The sequence below is a fragment of the Prevotella sp. DNF00663 genome, assembly GCF_001553265.1.
Lineage (GTDB): Bacteria > Bacteroidota > Bacteroidia > Bacteroidales > Bacteroidaceae > Prevotella.
Genome location: NZ_KQ960646.1, coordinates 1 through 21,257, shown reverse-complemented (window position 1 = coordinate 21,257; position 21,257 = coordinate 1). Strand labels below are relative to the sequence as shown.

The window sequence follows — 21,257 nt, the reverse complement described above, 5'->3', positions numbered from 1 at the left end:
ATTATAATTGTTTGACTCCTTTCAACTCTGTAGTCTGCCCTTTGTCTTGGATGACGGAGCTGCCATAAGGACTGATGAATTGCAAATAGAACCAATAAGTATGACTGAACTCGCTTTGTAGCGATGCCATGTCGCGTTGCTGAACGAGTTGGTAGAACCGTCCGAAGCGCTGTTGAGTCTCCATGGATACGTCGTAGCCCACCTTTGCGAAGGTTGCATCGTCGACTCCGGTCTTGTAAACCATCAAGGCTTCTTCGAAGATAGGTGGCATGGCGGGATAAGAGAAGTTCTTCATCAACTTCAAATCTTCGGCAAAACGTACCACATGATTGCTTAATAGCAGCTGACACATGAGATATTCGAAAGCCATACGGTTCTTGGGATCATGTTGGAGCAGATATTCCAGTTCCGGACCTATGTTTAATACGTTGGAGAAGCGAGCTGGATGGTCGGTTACATGCTTCAAAGCATTGTGCAAACCGGGCACGACGCCACCGTCACGGAGTGCTTCTAATTGCCGTGCTTCGTCGTGATAGAAGAGTGATTGAGCCAATTTGTTGATAAACATTTGGGCAACTCGTGGTCGGCCTATGGCGATATTATAGCGTGCAAGATTGCGAAGATGGGGGGCAGTTTCACCCCATACCACCATCGACTCGAACTCCCAGCGTTGTGCTTCGTTCAAATATCCGAGTTGTTCGTATAGATAATGGCCGTATTCGCTTTCTCTACCGTTGCTGCTCCAAGGCAAATATAGCTCTTTGACTCCGCCAATCGGGGGATAGTCGAAGAGATGTTGGGGTAGCAAACCTAGATGATAAAGAGCCATATTGCGGAAGTACGAGAAGAATTGATTGTTCTTTCCTTGTTGTAGATAGCGGTTGCTGTAGTCCAAGACCTTCTCCCATTCACCTTTCTGGGCGTAGTGTTCGGTCTTGAGCATGATTCCTTCTTTGGGGTTATATTGGCGTACAAAGGTGGTATATGCTATGATTGAAAAGCCCATCAAGCAGCCGACTGGTAACAACAACCATATTCTTTTGCTGGGAAGCGGGGCGCGATAGATGGGGAAAATGGGGCGAATCCACTGCGTTATCTGTAAGATGGGACAGATAGCACACAATATTAGGAAGGTCAAAATGATGAGATCGAGATTGTGTGAGGTGGTTTCGGAATAGATAAGGAGCAGTATCGAGGGGATAACCGATAGCTGTAAAAGAGTTAACCGTGGTGCGATGAGTGTGAGAATACGCTCGGTGAGGGCATAAATAGCGGTTAAGATCGTTGCCATAACCAGTGTGCCCAGCCACGGATAATAAAAGAATTGGATGACAAAGTCTGTCAGATAAGAGATAAAACCATGGCTTGCAAGGGCATGGTTGAAGTAGTTGGCCGTGTAAAGGAATAGATGATGTTGCTCATGGTAGCACAGTACGTCGGCCAACGTATGTTGATAAACATAATAAAAGATGATGAACAATATCAGCATCACTACATAATGAAGACGTTTCATAAGCAACATGATTTGATGAGAAAGTGACGGTAGGAGCCTTTTGGAGACTTCCTGCCGTCACTTATATAGATATTATACGTTAGAATCGTTATTTAGAATAGCCCGCATTCTGTGTCAAGTTCGGGTTCAAATCGATTTCCTTCTGTGGTATAGGATACAAGATGTTGTGGTCTTCGTAGTGTCCTTTTCTCACTTCTACGCGTTTTGCGTCCTTGTCTTGAGAGTAAAGTATGCAGATCTTACCACCATCTTTAGCATCAGCGTCCTTAGAATCGACAAGCTTATAAGTCAATCCATAGAACGGAGCATTCAATACTTGCTTGGCAATACCCCAACGACGGATGTCCCATTGACGGTGTCCACCCTCCAAAGCAAACTCTACACGCCACTCATTCCAAATGCGCTTGCGAAGCTCATCTTGTGTTCCACAGTAGGTAGGCTTGCTAGAATCGGTCTTCTGGAGAGCCGGCATTCCAACGCGAGCACGTACTTTGTTGACTGCATCGAAGGCTGACTGGTCGAGCGGTTGCAGCTCGTTCTGAGCCTCGGCATAGGTCAATAGCACCTCAGCATAGCGCAAAATCTTGTAGTCCATGTCCATATGCCAACCGTCGGTCTTAGGATCTACGGTCGGATCAAGCCACTTCTGCTGGTTATAGCCGGTCGCAGTTGCGTCGCCATGTGTACCGATGCCGGTAGGAGCGCAAGACTTTAAAGGAGCAACTTTCACCGTAGCACCGTACATGGATTCGCCATCATGCAATACAACAGTCTCTAAACGAGGGTCACGATTCTCGAAAGGTTTGGTCGGATCGTAAGTGCTTGACTTCGCAATCGGAGCTCCGTCTTTGTCTTCGAAAGCGTCAACCAAGCTCTGTGTGGGGTTCAAACCACCCCAACCGATCGTTGGGAATGCTTCCCAACCAATGAGATACCAGTCGTTTTTGTATGCAATGAATTGCTTTTTAATGACAGTTTCTTTACAACCATTATCAGTTGCGGTCCAGAACAATTCCTTATATTTACCAGTATTGCCCTGATCGTAGAGTTCGTATACGCCCAAATCCATTACGGCCTTGGCTGCATCGCGAGCTATTTTCCAGTCGTTTTGGCTCAAAGCTGCACGAGCTTTCATGGCCAAAGCACCACCCTTGGTGATACGAGCATCGTCAGCTCCGTCCCATGTTTTGGGAAGATTGGTTGCAGCATAGTCGAAATCTTCAAGGATATGCTTGTAAACTTCAGCCTTTGGTGCACGCTTTACGTCTTTTTGTTCTTCCAAAGTGAGGGGCGATTCTGTGTAAGGAACGTCACCAAACTGGCGAATCAACTGGAAATATTGATAAGCACGGAAGAATCTAGCTTGCGCCATAGCCTGTGCTTTTTCTGTATCCGACATGCTTGCTACAGTAGGAACATACTTCAAGATGATGTTTGTCTGGCGAATAGTACCATAGTTTCCGGCCCAATCGAAGTCTTGTGGATCGTATATACCTTTTGATATGTTACCCTCAGACCATTTGATTCCGTGTACGGCATCGTCTGAATTGATAGCTGCATCGGTCAAACCGATGATGGCTTCTCCGTCCCATTCAGGAGCGCAATTGTATAAATCGTTAACAGCTTTGACTGCATCGTCGTTTGATTTCCAGTAGCTGGCATCTGAAAGCTGTTCAATAGGTGATCTATCCAAGTCTGTGCACGAAGCTAAACCAAGCACAAGGAGCGCACCTACAATATATATTTTTTTCGTCTTCATGTGTATCATGTTTTATGTTAGAATGAAACTTTCAGTCCAAAAGAAATCTTCTTCACGTTAGAATAGAATGCACCGCGGCCATCGTAAGGAGCCTCTGGGTCGATACCCTCAAGATGATCGAATGTCAAAAGGTTCTCGCCTGATACGAATACCTTGGCATTGCTTATGCCCAACTTGTTGATAAGGTTCTTTGGAAGACTGTAACCGAGCGTGATATTCTTTAATCTTACGTAAGATGCATCTTGCAGCCAGAATGATGAAACGGCGAAGTTGGTTTGATCGTTACGTGTAATACGTGGGTAAGAAGCATTGTGATGATCCGGTGTCCAACGGTCGAGATGACGCTTCAATACCTTTCCGCTGTTAAAGAAAGCATAGGCTGCCTCACCCGTGAAGTATGCATCTACGTCGAAAGCACCCTGCCATAACATCATCAAGTCGAAGTCCTTGTAGTACAGATTGAGGTTCAAACCGCCTGTCCAGCTTGGAAAGTTCTTACCGATAACCTTGCGGTCGGCAGCTGTAATCTTACCATCGTCGTTGAAATCTTTGTATCTAATGTCGCCAAGTTTCTCTCGTCCGGTACGTTTCGGACCTGCTTTCAGCTCTTCTTCCGTATTGAAGAACCCGTCAGCTACGTATCCGTAGAAAGCTCCGATGGGCTGTCCTTCGAGATACCATATCTTGTTATTGCTTGAAGGACCTTCTGTTCCGCTCATGTCGACAATCTTGTTGCGAACATAAGAGATGTTCATATTGACAGAGTAACGGAAGTCTTTGCCGATACGGTTGTTGTGGAAGAGGTTCAGATCAAAACCGGTATTCTCCACACTACCGGCATTCTGATAAGGAGCTTCCATACCGATGACACCTTGAATAGGGAGTTTCAGCAACATGTCGTTGGTCTTCTTCTTATAGAGGTCGAGCTCAAATCCGAACTTGTTGTCCAAGAATCCAGCTTCGATACCCAACTCGTAGTTGGTTACAGTAGCCCATTTCAAATTTTTGTTTACATAGCGTGACTCGTAGGTTGTGGTTGTCAAGGCGCTACCCAATACGGTTGTGCCGTAAGAGTAAGTCGGGATAGCCGGGTAAACGTCTCCAGCTTTCAACTCCTCGTTACCGGTCTTACCCCATCCGAGGCGCACTTTCAAGTTGCTAATCCAAGGTGCGCTGTTCTTGACGAACTGCTCCTCGGAGAGTCTCCAAGCTGCAGATACAGCGGGGAAGTAGCCCCAGCGGTTTTCTTTAGCAAAGATAGAAGAACCGTCTGCACGCATATTGAACTCGAACAGGTACTTGCTGTCGTAGTCGTACTGTACACGACCGAAGTATGAACGACGGCCGGTGTCGTATCCACCGTCGCTGTTTTTCTGTCCGTCGGAGTCGAGTGTGTTCAGCGATTCGTGCAGGTCGTTGCTGCCACCGCCTTGTCGGCTAGCCTTTGTATAGCGATAGTTGTAGTCTACCTGCTCGTAGCCGAGCAATGTATTCACGGTGTGATGCTTTGCAAAAGTCTTCATGTAGTTGGCCAGCAACTGTGTGGTATACCAGTTCCAGTTGTAGTAATTATGCTCGCCTTCGCGCACTCCGGACTTCTCCATCTTGCCCGGCTGGCCATATTCATAATACTTCTTGAAGTTACGATAGTCTTGGTTGTCGTGGCGGATGTTGTACAATGCCTTGAGGCTAAGCCCTGTTATGGGGGTGATTTCCACGTAAGCGGTTCCGAAGAACTGTGATTTGTAGCTCTTCATCGACCCCGTCTGGTCGCCGTTGAGGGCTACTGGGTTGTCCATTCCGGCATAGTGGTACGTACCGTCTTCGTTGTAAATGGGGAAGGTGGGCGGTATACGGTTTACGTTCTGAACCAGTGAAGCCGCACTCTTGTATGCGTCTTTCGTGATTCCGCGGTAAGCCGATGCGTTCAAACCGATAGACAGCCAGTTGTTCAGCTTAGAATTGATGTTCATACGACCGTTGTAACGGTTGTAGCTGCGGCTGTGTGTCATACCGTTCTGGTAGGTGTAGCCCAGCGAACCCATATATGTGGTGTTCTGAGTTCCACCGGAGATGGCCATATTATGTTGTGTCTCCATGGCACTACTCTTGAAGGTTTCCTTGTACCAGTCGGTGTTTGGATGCCCGATAGGGTCGCTTCCGTCGCGGAACTTCTGTATATCTTCTTTGGAGAATGGAATTGTAGCTCCCGGATTTTCGTTGAGTGTAGCCTCGTTATACAGCATGGCATAGTCGGCCGCCCCCAAGAACTTGAAGTGGTCTGTAGGCGATGTGAACGACACCATACCAGAGTAATCCACGCGAGTCTTTTGTCCGTTCTGTCCCTTTTTGGTTGTAATCACGATGACACCGTTGGCAGCTTGCACACCATAGATGGCAGCCGATGCGGCGTCTTTCAATACAGATACCGACTCGATATCCTGCGGATCGATGTTGTCCATAGACCCCGGAACACCATCGACGATCACCAATGGGCTGGCAGCATTGATGGAGTTCTTTCCTCGAATGGTGATACTTCCGTTCTGCGATCCCGGTTCTCCGGAACGTTGGATGGCCGTTACACCCGACATCGTACCTGCCAAGGCCGACGATACGCTTGTTACCGGGCGGCTGGCCAAGGCCTCTGAGTTGATAGAAGTAACCGAACCGGTCAGGTTGGCCTTCTTCTGTACGCCGTAACCCACGACAACCACTTCGTTGAGTGACTGCTGGTCTTCACGCAGCTGGATGTTGTAAGTCTTCACACCGTCCTTTACCGTGATGGCCTGTTGTGAGAATCCCACGTACGTAATCTTCAAAACGGTACCGGGGGCAGCGTTGATTGTGAACTTACCGTCGATGTCGGTAACCGTTCCGATGCCTCCACCATTCAGTTGAGTGATTGATGCTCCAACAATAGGTTCACCAGCTACATCGGTAATTGTACCTGAGATTTGGTGCTTCTGTTGCTGTACACTGGTCACAGTGGCAGCATTTGTTGTGGCAAACACGTTGATGGGAGTGAGTGTGAATAGTCCTACAGCGAGATTAACTGCAAAACATCCTTTCCCGAAATGCGAAAGATTTCGCTTTGTTTTTAATGCCATAATAAAAGATATTAGATATAGATGTTATAGAAAATTTACTTTTTAAAGTAATTTTTGTAAATAATTATGTTTTACTTGTATTTTGTTTTGGTTGTTGGTGGCAAAAGTAATACTTTTTTATATTACTTCCAAATTTATCTTAAATAATTGTATACCTATTTTAATAATAGTCTTTTTTATAAGTGTTATAAACCAAACTGGTAGTTTGTAAGTGGTCTTTGTGGTCTTGTTGGTGTCTTATTTGCTAGGTAAAACTTATGAATTTAAGAACTCACTCAGCAACTTATCAACCTAAAGACTTACAAACTTAAGTTGCTGCAACGGCTAAGCAACCTTGCTGCCGCGCTTTTTCAGCAGTGCTGAAGCGACTATGCAGTAACATTGCCAAGGCTCTGCAAGAATTTAAGTTTGTAAGTCTTTGAGGTGATAAGCTCTTCCCTTCCAAAGGAAGAGAGGTTTTTTCGAGTTGACAAGCAGACTCATGTGATGTGGTATCATAGTATTGTTTCTCAAGCAAGATAATTGGATTCCGCTTCAATTTTTATATCTTTGCAGTATCAAAGATTATAATCAGACTGGAAAACATAGAGTTAGAAGTGGGTGAGATAGGATGGAAACCATAGACCAAGCTGTTCTGGAAAATCTTCGAAAAGGTAAGATGTATGCCCTTAAAACCGTGTACGATGCGTACAACGGATGGGTGTATAACTTCGTATTCTCACTTGTCAAAGACTCGTCTACGGCTCAGGATATTACGCACGATGTGTTTCTGCATATTTGGAACAAGCGTATGAACATAGATGTCGACGGGAATTTTGAGGGCTATCTCTTCAGTGTTGCCCGGCATGCGGTGTACCATTATCTGCATCGGGAGCTGCTTCGACAGAATATTATGAATCGTCTGAAGCTAGAACGGCAAGGGCATGCGGCCTATATAGAGCGCGACATAGACCGTCATCTTGTGGAGGAACAGATATTAAAGTTAACTACTGAATTGCCCGAAGCACGCAGACAAGTCTTCATGCTCTATTGGAAATCGGACATGACTTATCGAGAGATAGCTGCACTTCTGTCTATCTCGGAGAAGACGGTGGCCACACAGGTGCGTCGGGTATTGCACTTTTTGCAATCAAAACTCAAGTGATTTTTTTCTATTTCTTGTAATCCTTTTCTTCATGTCGGTACTATATATAGATGTATTGACACCCTATACGTATGGCAAATATACACATATACAATATATTATTAGAAAAACTAGTGAGGCATGAAGCCTCACAGGAAGAACGAGACAGGCTGGAAGAATGGCTCGGTAATGATGAAAGGCAGGAGGAAACCGATGAGGCTGACCGCCGATTGTGGGCTTCTGTATCGCACGATATGGACGAGCAATGCAGTCGGGATGTGTGGGCTGCCATCCAAAACGATATGGATGAGGTTGACAAACCGCGCCGTAACATCCTCTTTACGCTAGGTAAGATAGCGGCATCAATACTGCTTCTGGTGGGCGTTGGATTGGCAACATATATATATGGTGTACGTTCGGCTACGCCCGACAGGCATGGTGAGGTGGCCGAGATGGTGGTCGACAACGGGCAAAAGGCTCGGATGGTGCTGCCCGATGGTACGAAGGTGTGGCTCAATTCGGGTTCACGACTCACGTACAATGCCGATTACAATGTGGCCGAACGAATCGTGAAGCTCAATGGTGAGGCCTATTTTGAAGTGGCAAAGAATGCTGCCAAACGTTTTGTGGTATCTTGTAACGGTGTGAATGTGGAGGCCTTGGGTACTATCTTCAACGTGAAGGGCTATCATGGCGACTCTACCGTAACGGCATCGTTGGTAGAAGGTAAGGTGAAAGTGTCTGACAAGAGTGCCTCTTTGATATTGATGCCCAACCAACAAGTAAGCTACAATCATCGCACACACGCATTCCTGAAACAGCAGATAGACGATGTGCGCAACGTAGACTTCCGTCGTGGCGATAATCTATACTTCCGTTCGGTGACTTTGGCAGAACTCGCGAAGACATTGGAACGGCAATATGGTGTGAAAGTGGTGTTCAAATCGAATAGTCTTCGGAGTGTTACATTTGCCGGAAGCATCAGTAATAACGGTCTCGACAGTGTACTCCATGTCATCGCTGCCACTTATCCTTTGAACTATGAACGGCAAGGAAATACGGTCGTGTTGAGTAAACGAAGAGATGAATCTATATAGTCTAAACGTCTAAAACGTAGGAATACCATGAGAAGAAAGAAGAGAATAACGTCCGGATAATTGTTCGCCCCACAGGCAAATCGGCAATATATACATGAAAACTTGAATCATTTTTTAACCTTAGTGATATGAATCAAAGAATTAATAACCTAATCCGAATGAGTGCGATGGGCTTGTTGGCACTGTCAGTACAGTTAGGCCATGCCCAAATTACATTCAAAGCGCAGGATAAGACTATCCAGCAAGTGCTTCAGCAGTTAGAGCGTGAATCGGGCTACAACATCTTCTATAGTGAGCAGATGCCCGATTTAAACAAGACAGTATCGGTTTCGGCGAGTAACGACAAGATTGAAACCGTACTCAACCGACTTTTGAAAGGCACGGACATCGTGTATCGTATGGAGTCGAGCAAACAAATTGTGTTGACTAGACGTGCCCATCCAAGCACGCAACCTAGTAGAGGTAAGAAAATAACGGGTACGGTGGTCGATAGCAAAGGCGAACCGCTGATTGGCGTAACCGTGGCAGTCGATGGTACAACACAGGCCACGATAACCGATATAGACGGGCACTATCAATTGGAGGTGCCGGCCAATGCCACTTTGAAATATTCTTATGTAGGTTTTTCACCGGCCACCGTTCGTGTGGGAACGAAAAACACTTACAGTGTTACATTGCAGGAAGACCACAAAGTACTAGATGAAGTGGTGGTCGTAGGTTACGGTACGGCTACCAAGAAAGACCTTACCGGTGCTGTGGCAACGGTTAAAATGGACGACGCCTTGGGCAGTAGGCCGTTGACAAAAGCCTCTGATGCGCTTGTAGGAGCGGTGCCCGGACTGATGGCTTCGAGTGCCGGTAATGCTCCGGGAAAGAGCCGTTCGTTCCAAATTCGTGGTGCTTACTCCATCGGTTCCGGCTCTACCATTGCCCCATTGGTGCTGATAGACAACGTGGAAGGTTCTATCGATATGCTCAATCCCGAAGATATTGAGTCGGTGACAGTACTTAAGGATGCCGCTTCGGCAGCCATCTATGGTGCTCGTGCAGCCGGTGGTGTTATCCTCGTAACGACCAAACGTCCAAAGTCTGACACTCGTTTCCAAGTGAACTATAATAACAATGTGGCTTTCAGCAACGCCATCAACCTACCTCGGCAAGCCTCTTTGGCCGACTATTTGCAGACCTATGCCGATGCAGCCGGCGACCAATATTGGTCGTTGGGAGCCCCCAGTGTGAGTCGTTGGCAGGAACTTTTGAAGCAGTATAAGGCCAATCCGTCTTCTCTACAAACCTATGGAGACGGCATGTATAAGGACGAAAACGGTGCTATCTATTTCTTGAACGAGAAAGATTTGGTGAAGAATATGCTGGAGACAAGCTTCCAACACACGCATAATCTGTCGGTATCGGGTGGTACAAAGGCCGTGCGCTATCGCTTGTCATCGGGCTTTACTTCTCAAGATGGTGTGTTGATAACCAACAAGGATAAGTTCGTGCGTAAGAATATCAGTGCTTTTGTGTCGGCAGATGTGACCAAATGGTTCACTCAAGAGGCTAATTTCAGCTATGCACGCAGCAATAATTCTTTGCCTCAATCGGCATTAGGAGCTATTTATTCTACCCGTCTGTCGTCGTTTTATCCAGAAGGTAATATGCCCGCAGAGATAGAAGATATCAGCGCAGGAGCACCTTTCTTCACACCGGCTAACCAAATTCGTTGGTCTAATGCGTCGAATACGGAGAACAGTAATCCCCGAATATTCTTGCATTCGATACTCCGTCCGTTGAAGAACTTTGAAGTTAATGTAGAGTATACCTACGATCGTAGAGACTATGATTATTACTATTACACCGGTAAGAATAGCTATACGACCATACAAGGTGGGGTAGACACGACACCTACCAACGACTATTTGGAGAAGCAGAAGAGTACGACGAGCTATAATGCGTTGAATATTTACGGTACATACACGTTGAAGTTGACCGACCATCATTTCAAGTTCATGGCCGGATTCAATCAGGAATCGAGTAGTTATAACTATATGACATCTCACTCGTATGGTCAGGCTGTGCCCGAAGTTCCCTCACTTGGTGGTGGAACATCGACTTTGAAGATGAAGGACGGATACGATGAATACTCGGTACGAGGCGGCTTCTTCCGTGCGAACTACGACTATAAGAATCGTTATCTCTTCGAGGCTAATGGTCGATACGATGGTTCTTCCAAGTTCCCGAAGTCTTCTAGATTCAGCTTCTTCCCCTCTGTCTCTGCCGGATGGAATGTTGCTGAAGAGGAGTTTATGGCTCCTACGCGCAGTTGGCTAGACGGTTTGAAGCTCCGTGCATCATATGGTATGATTGGTAATCAGAATATTTCTACCTACGCGTTCATTCCTACCATGCCGATGAATAATAAATATAACGGATGGTTGGTGGGCGGAAACTACACCAGTGCCATCACGGATATTCCCTCATTGGTAAGTGCTAACTTCACTTGGGAGAAAGCTAAGACGCTCGATTTCGGTGTGGATGTTACGATGTTGAACAACCGTCTGACTGCTACTTTCGACTGGTATCAGCGCAATACCGACGGTATGCTTGCGCCGGGAATGCAATTGCCCGCCGTTGTTGGAGCCAAAGCTCCTTACGAAAATACCGCTGATATGCGTACACGTGGTTGGGATTTGTCGCTCAATTGGCGCGACAAGATTGGCCAATTCGGCTATCGTGTGGGCTTCAGTCTGTCTGATTACAACTCTGTCATCGTGAAGTATAACTCCAATGAGGCCAAGTTGCTGTCGAGTTATTATGAAGGTCAACAGCTCGGAGAGATTTGGGGATATGTGAACGATGGCTTCTATACTGCCGATGATTTCGTAGATACTAAGACGTTTGCATTGAAAGAGGGCGTTACTAAGATAGATGGATACAACCCACGACCGGGAGATTTCAAGTTTAAAAACCTGATGGACGACAATCAAACCACCAATGTGATAACATCGGGTGAGCAGACTTACGCCAATCCCGGCGATAGAAAGGTCATCGGAAACGACACTCCACGCTATGTATTCGGTATGAGTCTGGGTGCCAATTACAAGGGATTCGACCTCAGTGTGTTCTTGCAGGGTACGGCTAAGCGCGATGCTTGGTTGGCCAATACGCTGAATATTCCATTGTATGCCGACTATAAATTCGTACCATTATACGAAGGTTTGGCCGATTATTGGAAGCCGACAGATGCTGCCGGAGGCGATTATACACCTGTAAATGCCAATGCTAAGTTTGCAAGAATATATGGTAACTACGGCAATCAAAGCTCTAACTACCGCATACAAGATAAGTTCCTCTCCAATGCGGCTTATTTACGTATCAAGAACGTGACGCTTTCGTACACTTTCCCACGTACGCTGGTACAGCAATTGGCCCTCTCTCAGCTCAAAGCTTTTGTGAGTATAGAGAATCTAGCCACGTTTACCGGTCTTGTAAAAGGTATCGATCCGGAGACACTCTCGTGGAATTATCCAGCTTTCCGTACCATATCTTTCGGTGTGAACGTTACCTTATAGTATTTAACGATAAAAAGATTAAATCATGAAAAATATTCTATTATATACCAGTTTGTGCGCAGCATTGCTCTGTACAAGTTGCAACGACGACTTTTTAGAGAAGACGCCGAAGACCGATTTGACAGAGGAGAATGCACTACAGTCGTACGATAACTTCAAAGCATTTATGTGGCCGTGCTACAATATGTTCACCGATAATACGATAGGAACGTCGCTTGCCGTGTGGGGAGAGAACGGTCAATACCGCAGTGACATGAATGCCGGCTACATGGAGCGTAAGTATGAGAGCGGATTCAATAGCTATGCGTTCCAGAATATAGCCTCTGTGGCTTCGGGAAATGGCTGGGATTTCAGTTCCTATATACGCCGTATCAATATCATGTTGTCACATCTTGGCGATACAAAGATGACGCAAGCAGAGAAAGACCATTGGCGTGCTGTGGGCTATTTTTTCCATTCTTTCTGGTATATGGAGTTGATAGACCGTTTCGGTGATGTGCCTTGGGTGACGAAAGTGTTATCTTCCGGCGACTCCGAAGTGATGGGTGAGCGTATGAATAGAAAGGCGGTGGCCGACTCGGTGATGAACCGTTTGAAGTGGGCGGAGCAGCATATAGGCTCCTTCAAAGGGCGTGACGGTGATAATACCATTGATCAGAATTGTGTTCGTGCGGCTATCTCGCGTTTCGGTTTACGTGAAGGAACATGGCGAAAATACCATGAACTGGGCGAGTACGAATCTTACCTGAAAGAGAGTGTTCGTGCTTCCGAACTCTTGATGAAAGATTATCCCACGCTATATACGGGTGTCGATGGACAGCCGGCAGCCGGTTATGGTGAGATGTGGACCACTGACGACCTGAAAGGAGTGCCCGGAATCATCTTCTACAAGTCGTATATGCCGGACATGAATCCTCATAATATGTGTTACATCGAGCGTACATCATCTCACTATGTGGAGATGAATGCCAACACGGTGGGACTCTATCTGATGAAGAATGGCAAACCTATAGCCAATGCGACATCCGGTTTCCATGGCAATAAGACGATGTATGCCGAGTTCCGCGACCGCGATCCGCGCTTGTATCATACTGTGATTCCACCTTATAAGGTAGCAGCCGGCAAGGGAACGGAAGGTTATCGTACTTGGCATTTCACCGGTAATGCGGCCGATAGGGAGTATATCGACATCATGGGAATCAATGCAACGTGTAGCAATCCGGGCACAGGTATGAAGCGATTGCCCGACCAAAACTGGAGTGCAAGCCTTGTTCCGCAGATTCCACGACTTGGTACCGGCTCGTTTGTAACCTGTCGTTCGGGTTATTATGTGTGGAAGAACACCGATAACTGGGAACAGAACTTCAACCAAGGAAGTCTCAATGTGGCCGATAAACCAATCTTCAAGATAGAAGAAGTGTTGCTGAACGAGGCTGAGGCGAAGTTTGAATTGGGAACATTCACCCAAGAGGTAGCCGACAAAACCGTCAATCTGTTGAGGAAGAGAGCGGGTGTTGCAGCTATGACCGTAGCTGATATCAATGACAGCTTCGACCCTAATCGCGGCCGTTATTATCCGAAAGGCAATGCAACAGGTGTATTGGTAGATCCCGTATTGTGGGAGATTCGCCGTGAACGTATCGTTGAATTGATGGGCGAAGGATTCGGATTCTACGATGTTCGTCGCTGGCGTATGGCTCCATGGTTCCTCAATCGTCCGACGCTGGGTGTATGGGCGACGAAGAAAGAGGCCGCTGCTGCTCACCTGACGTTGTATAATCCCACGACAGGATTGTCGGATGGAACTAACGGAAGTATGACTGAGGGTAATGTATTCCTATTCAATGACCCAGTGAAAGAGGGTAAGGGATGGCTCGAAAAGTACTATCTGTACCAGATTCCAACCACGGAAATCGTGCTCAATCCAAACTTGAAGCAGAACGAAGGATGGGGGAATTAAGGGCAAACAGTATTGTTTGTAAACGAGACAAGCATAGGGAGACGGTGTATATACACCGTCTCTTCGTGCCTACCATAAGTACTTATGTCTGTTTGTAGGGGAGAATTGCATTCGCCTGATAGATAGGTATGGGGAGGTTTTGGGACTCAATTCAATAAAAAACAGTATTTTTGCAGAAGCATGAAAATATATAAAATGATGGAAATGAATAAAATGACGCTGGCCGTCGGGACTTTGTCGCTGGCAGCTGTGGTTCCTTCTTATGCTCGGAAGGTACAGAAACCGAATATTATCTACATCATGTGCGATGATATGGGGTATGGTGATTTGGGATGTTATGGACAACCTTACATCGCCACACCGAACATAGATGGTATGGCACGCGACGGTATGCGATTCACACAAGCGTATGCCGGGGCGCCGGTGAGCGCACCTTCGAGGGCCTGTTTTATGACCGGACAGCATGCCGGACATACCCTTGTACGTGGCAATAAGGAGTATTGGGCGGAGAGTGCAAGGGTGATGTATGGGCAAAATGAGGATTACAGTGTCGTGGGGCAGCAACCTTACGATCCCGACCATGTGATTATTCCGGAGATACTTCGAGCCAACGGTTATACCACGGGAATGTTTGGAAAATGGGCCGGAGGCTATGAAGGATCGGTTTCTACGCCCGATAAGCGCGGTGTGGACGAGTTTTTCGGCTATATCTGCCAGTTCCAAGCACATCTGTATTTCCCCAATTTCCTGAATAAGTATAGCAGGGAGGCGGGCGATACGGCTGTGTCGCGTGTGGTATTAGAGGATAATATACAGTATCCGATGTATGGTCGCGACTATCGGAAACGCCCACAATACTCGGCCGACTTGATACATCAAGAGGCTATGGCGTGGCTCGATAAGCAGCAGAAAGGGCGTCCTTTCTGTGGTATATTGACTTACACACTGCCTCATGCCGAGTTGGTACAACCCGACGATTCGCTTTTAGAGCGTTATGAGAAGAAGTTTTTCACAGATAAGACATGGGGCGGGAATCGCGGTTCGCGCTATAATGCTACCGAACACACGCATGCTCAGTTTGCAGCCATGATTAGTCGACTCGACAAATATGTGGGAGAAGTATTGGCAAAGTTGAAGGAGAAAGGACTCGAAGATAATACCATCGTTATCTTTACTTCTGATAACGGCCCTCATGAAGAGGGTGGTGCCGACCCAACATTCTTTGGTCGGGATGGCAAATTGCGCGGACTGAAACGGCAATGTTACGAGGGTGGCATTCGGATTCCGTTTATCGTGCGATGGCCGGGACATGTAAAAGCCGGGGAAGTGAGCGATGCAATGATAGCGTTCTACGACTTGATGCCTACGTTTTGCGACTTGGCCGGCGTAAAAGATTATAAGCGTCGATATGCCAATCGTGCAAAGAAGACGGATTACTTTGATGGTATCTCGTTCTTGCCTACGCTCTTGGGTGGCGAACAGAAGCTAAGACACTCCTATTTATATTGGGAGTTTTCGGAGACCAACCAAATGGCTCTGCGCATGGGAGAGTGGAAAATGGTAGTTATCAAGGGTGTTCCTCATCTTTATAACTTGTCTGCCGATATTCACGAAGACCATGATGTGGCAGCAGAGCATCCCGATATTGTGGATCAGATGAAGCGTATTATCCTCTCCGAGCACGTGGATAGTGAGGATTATCCGGTGACATTACCGAAGTAAAACAGTTCATCCCCTTCCCTCGTTTGTACCGAGAGAAGGGGATGAAGGTGTTAAAAGGAAGTTAGGGGGAGTTAATGGGAATTATGCCGATAAGCCATAATCTCGTAGCCCTTATTCTTCATCAAACGCTCTTCTTTTGAAGAACGAATGCCATAGCAAATGATTCCGACTTCATACTGGTGGGTAATGTTACGGTTACTTCGCCATTTTTGACCTTTGTTTTCAATGTTTTGCCGTTGGAAAGCAGTACGACTTTGCCTTTCGGTAAGTTACCTTTCCAGTGGATTTGAGACGGAAGCGTCTCACCATCGGCCAACGTATAGATTGCATAAAGCGTGCGCCCGTCCTTATTGGCGGTAAACCATACGTTGCCATCGTGGTAGTTGGGCGTGGTGACGGTGTTGTAGATAGCTTTTCCGTTGGCACGCATCCAGTTGCCAATCTTGTGCAATCGTTCTACAGCTTCGGGTTGGATAAGTCCTTCGGGAGTAGGGCCGACGCCGAGAACAAGGATTTCGGGCCTTGTTATGTGCGAGGAATCACCGAGGGTGAGCAAAATCCCAATGATAGTTGTGCGTGGTTGACCTACAGTGTGAACAAAGAAGACATTTGGGTGAGCCGTATTCAGTTGCCCGCACGTACGTGTTGGCAAGGACCAGTAGGCGATGATTTTGCCCAAACAGCACCGAGTGCGCCCATCAAGAATTGGAATATTTATCGCCCGAAATGGGCAGATGTGTACATAGATGAGGCTCATCAACTCTGTATGGTCGATTCCGACCGCTATGATTATGCACGTGCTATCCGCGTGTTTGAAGCTACAAAGCGTGTCAAGATAGCTTTCGATTACATGGTACAAGCAGAAAATGACGACCCGTTTGAGGTGGATGTGACCGATAGGCATGGCGATCGTGCCGTTAGCTTCTCATTCCATCGGGGGGAAATACGGATGGGTGGCGAAGTCGTTGGGCACTATCGTCCACAGACATGGGAGCATTTCTCGGTCACGGTATCGGCTCTTGGCACCGGGACATATATAATAGGTGGGACGCAATATGCCAATCTTCATGCCGTAGAAGCGGTCGAGCGACTCAGCCTACGTACCGGAAAGTGGCGTAATCTACCTAATCGACATACCCCCAATCAAGACAAATGCCCTCCTCTTGATGGCTGTGATGAGGCTACTGATGCTGCAAAATATTTGATAAAGGACGTGAAGATAGTTTCTGCTCTAGTGGAGTAAAGACATAGAAATGTTGAAAGAGGATGGGCGATTTGGGAACTATTGTATGGCTGGTACCATCACTTCCCGAGTTTTTCCATTTTTTCCAAACACAGTAAAGGTGTGACGTTGATTTTCCGCAAGCTTGTAATTCAAGAAGTCTTGGAAGGTAGGAATGGTACGACCGTCAATCTTTAAGATGATGTCTCCTTCGTGCAGACCGGCTTGATAGGCTGCACTTTTCTCGAAGATGAGTCCCACACAGGCTCTCCCCTGTAGCGGAACGAAGGCCACACCCATAGGTTTGTTGCCCACGTGCACGTTATCTTTCTTGTTATAAGGGCTGAATATGAGGCTTTACTTGTACGGATTGATAATGATGGAACCATATTTCAAGATACTCCCACCGATGCGCGAAGCCCCTTGGATGGTAATGGCTCGCACGTCGGTAAATGCAAACTCGTCCCATTTCAAGCGGTCGAGATGCAGAAATGCCACTTCGTCAAACTTCTCCGTACCATGTATTCCGATACTTTGTCGGCCTTGTGTGCGTCCTTCTACCTGTGATTCTACGTTCTTACTCTTATAAGCATGTCGGTCGAAACTTTCTTTGTTCATGGTGTAGAGTGGTTTAGCGCCAGTGTCGAATAGCACTTCGTCCACATGGCGTATAAACGGACTGATGAGAACGTAGGGCACAAACCATTTTAATTTGTACTTCATTCGGTATCCCGGCTCGCGCTCGAAGGCATGGCGATTGTCGGTTATAATAAGTTGTTTGTGCCGCACGTCTATCTTGGCACAAATGCCTTTGCTGAATAAGTCGAACCCTAGTATGGTATCGTAGTTGGCTTTGACGGGGCGGTTGGCAATCATCGAGGCCACATAACCCGACACTGTAAGCTGGCCAAGACGGAAGTCGGGCAGCTGAATCACTTTGACTGTGTCGGCTATACCGTTGGCATCGCGCGACACCACGTTTCCTAATTCTCGCCAATAATCTATAGGTGATTCAGGATACACTATGCCTTGGCCGCTTCCTGTGTCTAGGTTGAACCATCTACGTTGGCCATTCATCATGACGGGAACGTACACTTGCCCATCCTTATATTCTATATCGATGGTGTCGCAGAAATCTTTTTTCGACAGTTGAAAGTCGGTTTTGTAGCCACGAATTTGGCAGAGTGCCGGCAGCATTGTGGCAAAAAGAAGTATGATAAAAGCGATTTTTCGCATGTAGTATACTTTGGTTGATAGGCCAAAGATACACTTTTTCTTGTAAAGTAATGTACTATGTAGGCGAATAGAATTCGTACATACGTATAAGGTACTATTTTGAGCTGCAAAGAAAGGGGATGTTATTTTTAGCCGGAGAAATATTCTTCTTTCATTTTTCCAGTTTTTATTTTGTTATCAAATGTATGTTGTTTCAGAAAATTGATTAACTTTGCCGGTAGAAAATATATCAAATTTCTATTATCATGAACTTTTGGAAAAAGACTTTTGTATTTAGTCTGTTGTTCTGCATGCCAATATTGATGCAGGCTGTGAATGAAAAACCGTTTACCGTACCCGAATTGAAGACGTGGAAAGGTACTGAAGGGGTGTTTACTCCTACACGTATTACGTATGAGAAAGGTGATGCCATGATGCTTGAAACGCTACAACGCTTTGCCGATGATTATGCTACGATGTTTGGACAGCACTTGCCTATCGTGAAAGGGAAAGCCAAGAAAGGCGATATTGCGTTCGCGGTGAAAGCCAAGAAAGGCGCCAATGTGGAGAGTTATACCATGACTATCGGTGAGTCGGCTAAGGTAGTGGCTCCTTCTAATAAAGGATTGTTTTGGGCGACACGTACGATTCTGCAAATTGCGGAACAAAGTGTGGCGCATACATTGCCTTGTGGTGCGTTGATGGATAGTCCTGATTACGCAGTTCGTGGCTTTATGCTTGACTGCGGTCGTAAGTTCTTCCCCATGCGTTCGTTGCGGCAGTATGTGCGATTGATGTCATACTATAAGATGAATACTTTCCATATACATTTGACGGACTGTGGTTTTAAGCAGTTTTTTGATAATGATTGGATGAAGACACAGGCTGCTTTCAGATTGGAGTGCGATACATATCCCGGACTGACAGCGCGTGATGGATTCTATACTAAGAAAGAGTTTATAGAGTTGCAGAAGTATGCCGACAGTCTAGGTGTGGAGATAATCCCGGAAATCGACGTGCCGGCTCACTCATTGGCTATCACGAAATATCGTCCCGATTTGGCTAGCAAAGAGTATGGTATGGATCATCTTGATTTGTTCAACCCTGATACTTATACATTCTTGGATGCTCTGTTCAAGGAATATATAGAGGGGCCAAATCCTGTGTTTCGCAGCAAATGGGTGCACATCGGTACCGATGAGTATTCTAACAAGACTGCCGAACTGCGCGAGAAATTCCGCTATTTCACCGATAGATATATCCGTTATGTAGAGAGTTTCGGTAAGAAGGCTATGGTTTGGGGACAACAAACCCACGCTTATGGGAAGACTCCAATCAAGGTAAAAGATGTGATGATGCAGTCGTGGTCTAATGATTATGCAAAACCTGACGAGATGATGAAGTTAGGTTATGATATTATCAGTATTCCTGATAGAGATGTTTACATAGTTCCGAAGGCTGGTTACTATTATGATTACCTAGAGAATGAGCGACTCTATAAAGAATGGACGCCGGCCAATATCAATGGAGCGGTGTTCCCGGAACGCTATCCGCAGATTAAAGGTGGTATGTTTGCCGTATGGAATGATATTGTTGGCAATGGTGTAGGATTGCAAGATGTTTATCATCGTGTATTGCCTTCTATGCAAGCACTAGCTACCAAAATGTGGACGGGGGCGAAACCGACATTCTCTTATGCCGAGTTTAAGGATAAATGCCAAGGATTGAGTGAGGCAGTGGGGCAGAATGTGCTTGGTAAGCATGGTGCAGATTTCGCATTGCAGTTGGCTCAAGTGACACCCGGACAGGAAACAGGTGTTGAGCAAATGGGATGGAATTACCGCGTGGAATTTGATATAGATGCTTGTCCGGAGGCTCCCGGAACAGTGTTGTTTGAGTCTCCTGAGGCAAAATTCTATCTAGCTGATCCTGCTAGTGGGTTCCTTGGATTCAGTCGCGACGGTTATCTGTATAACTTTGGTGTGAACCTTTATCCCGGTGAGAAAGCTCATGTAGCCATCGAAGGTACGTCTGAAAATACAGTACTCTACCTGAATGGCAAGAAAGTAAGTAGCTTGGATGTGAAGAAAGTCAACTTCGGTAAGCGTGGAGATATGTACTATCTGCGTACGCTTGTATTCCCATTGCAGAAAGCCGGACAGTTCAAGAGTGTGATAACCAATCTGAAAGTAGGCTATCTGAAGGCTGGGGAAACAAAATAATGTAAATATGACGGAATTCCAGAAGATGCGGTCGGAGCAGTTATACGACTTTTCCGATACAGAGATATTGGCTAGTTTGACGTATGCGAAAGAGATATGCGCTCGATTGCAGACGCTGACTCTTGATAGTGAAGAGTATCGTGATCTGATTCAAGACCTGATTCCCGGAATTCCGAATGACTCTACCGTATGCCCGCCATTCCACTGTGACCATGGCAACGGCATACGGATGGGGCATCATGTGTTTGTTAATTACAATTGTGTGGTACTCGATGGAGCCACTGTGACATTTGAAGACCATGTGAAAGTTGGGCCTGCTTGCCAGTTCTACACGCCGCAACACCCGATGGATTATGTGGCTCGTAGGAAGTCGCAAGAGACATCTCATCCCATTGTAATAGGTGAAGATACTTGGTTAGGGGGTGGAGTGATAGTTCTACCCGGTGTGAAGATAGGTAAAAGATGTATTATCGGAGCCGGTTCGGTAGTTGTGCACGATATTCCGGACGACTCGTTGGCTGTAGGAAATCCATGTGAAGTAAAACGTAGTTTGCTGTAGTGAGGTATGAAATTGATACTTGATAAGCAAGAGAAATAGAAATGTTATATATATAATAAGGTGAAAATAAAGTCACTTTGTTGGTTTTGTCAAAAAGCTAGAAAAATGATATTAATTTCTAAACTTTTTCTTCAAAACATTTGGTTGGTATTATATTTCTTATTACTTTTGCATCCGCTTACGAGAACA

Annotated in this window: 14 protein-coding genes; 8 read left to right on the top strand and 6 right to left on the bottom strand. The window is 46.2% G+C overall.

The genetic code is table 11. From position 1 onward, the window contains the following. Position 1: 1 nt before the first annotated feature. The 3 genes from HMPREF3034_RS09085 to HMPREF3034_RS09075 all read right to left on the bottom strand — a co-directional run bounded on the left by HMPREF3034_RS09085 (position 2) and on the right by HMPREF3034_RS09075 (position 6,379). The gene (locus HMPREF3034_RS09085) at positions 2–1,513 is read right to left on the bottom strand and encodes a DUF6057 family protein (RefSeq protein WP_062435039.1); all 1,512 of its coding nucleotides are present in this window, start codon (positions 1,511–1,513) and stop codon (positions 2–4) included. 88 nt (positions 1,514–1,601) lie between these two features. Then, complete coding sequence (locus HMPREF3034_RS09080; protein ID WP_062435036.1) at positions 1,602–3,272, bottom strand: RagB/SusD family nutrient uptake outer membrane protein; 1,671 nt, start codon at positions 3,270–3,272, stop codon at positions 1,602–1,604. A 17-nt stretch (positions 3,273–3,289) separates the two neighbouring features. After that, positions 3,290–6,379 (bottom strand): SusC/RagA family TonB-linked outer membrane protein, encoded by a 3,090-nt coding sequence (locus tag HMPREF3034_RS09075; protein WP_062434999.1) that lies wholly within the window; start codon positions 6,377–6,379, stop codon positions 3,290–3,292. 610 nt (positions 6,380–6,989) lie between these two features. Between HMPREF3034_RS09075 and HMPREF3034_RS09070 the strand changes: the two genes are divergently transcribed. From HMPREF3034_RS09070 to HMPREF3034_RS09050, 5 genes are all read left to right on the top strand, one after another. Then, entirely contained in the window at positions 6,990–7,523 is a 534-nt protein-coding gene (locus tag HMPREF3034_RS09070; protein WP_036900388.1) for an RNA polymerase sigma factor, read from the top strand. A gap of 71 nt (positions 7,524–7,594) precedes the next feature. Continuing rightward, positions 7,595–8,599 (top strand): FecR family protein, encoded by a 1,005-nt coding sequence (locus tag HMPREF3034_RS09065; protein WP_062434997.1) that lies wholly within the window; start codon positions 7,595–7,597, stop codon positions 8,597–8,599. 128 nt (positions 8,600–8,727) lie between these two features. Beyond that, complete coding sequence (locus HMPREF3034_RS09060; protein WP_082721753.1) at positions 8,728–12,168, top strand: TonB-dependent receptor; 3,441 nt, start codon at positions 8,728–8,730, stop codon at positions 12,166–12,168. Between the two features lie 25 nt (positions 12,169–12,193). Further along, positions 12,194–14,128: a RagB/SusD family nutrient uptake outer membrane protein gene (locus HMPREF3034_RS09055; protein ID WP_062434995.1), complete on the top strand. Its 1,935-nt coding sequence runs from the start codon at positions 12,194–12,196 to the stop codon at positions 14,126–14,128. Between the two features lie 204 nt (positions 14,129–14,332). Further along, the gene (locus HMPREF3034_RS09050) at positions 14,333–15,850 is read left to right on the top strand and encodes an arylsulfatase (protein ID WP_062435030.1); all 1,518 of its coding nucleotides are present in this window, start codon (positions 14,333–14,335) and stop codon (positions 15,848–15,850) included. A 121-nt stretch (positions 15,851–15,971) separates the two neighbouring features. Here the strand turns inward: HMPREF3034_RS09050 and HMPREF3034_RS13030 are convergent, their stop codons facing one another. Then, entirely contained in the window at positions 15,972–16,301 is a 330-nt protein-coding gene (locus tag HMPREF3034_RS13030) for a hypothetical protein (RefSeq protein ID WP_231725658.1), read from the bottom strand. 18 nt (positions 16,302–16,319) lie between these two features. On the opposite strand from HMPREF3034_RS13030, the gene HMPREF3034_RS13020 reads away from it, so the two are divergent. Next, positions 16,320–17,093: a Kelch repeat-containing protein gene (locus HMPREF3034_RS13020; protein ID WP_231725657.1), complete on the top strand. Its 774-nt coding sequence runs from the start codon at positions 16,320–16,322 to the stop codon at positions 17,091–17,093. 39 nt (positions 17,094–17,132) lie between these two features. On the opposite strand, the gene HMPREF3034_RS12655 is transcribed toward HMPREF3034_RS13020, so the two are convergent. Together HMPREF3034_RS12655 and HMPREF3034_RS09030 are read right to left on the bottom strand one after the other, a co-directional pair. After that, complete coding sequence (locus tag HMPREF3034_RS12655; protein WP_156431090.1) at positions 17,133–17,387, bottom strand: PDZ domain-containing protein; 255 nt, start codon at positions 17,385–17,387, stop codon at positions 17,133–17,135. Positions 17,388–17,429: 42 nt separating this feature from the next. Continuing rightward, positions 17,430–18,308, bottom strand: a complete 879-nt coding sequence (locus tag HMPREF3034_RS09030) for a retropepsin-like aspartic protease (protein WP_156431089.1) — start codon at positions 18,306–18,308, stop codon at positions 17,430–17,432. 245 nt (positions 18,309–18,553) lie between these two features. Here HMPREF3034_RS09030 and HMPREF3034_RS09025 point away from each other — a divergent pair, with 245 nt between their 5' ends. Both HMPREF3034_RS09025 and HMPREF3034_RS09020 read left to right on the top strand, forming a co-directional pair. Continuing rightward, positions 18,554–20,509, top strand: a complete 1,956-nt coding sequence (locus tag HMPREF3034_RS09025) for a family 20 glycosylhydrolase (protein ID WP_082721752.1) — start codon at positions 18,554–18,556, stop codon at positions 20,507–20,509. 7 nt (positions 20,510–20,516) lie between these two features. After that, entirely contained in the window at positions 20,517–21,068 is a 552-nt protein-coding gene (locus HMPREF3034_RS09020) for a sugar O-acetyltransferase (protein ID WP_036900832.1), read from the top strand. Positions 21,069–21,257: the final 189 nt, after the last annotated feature.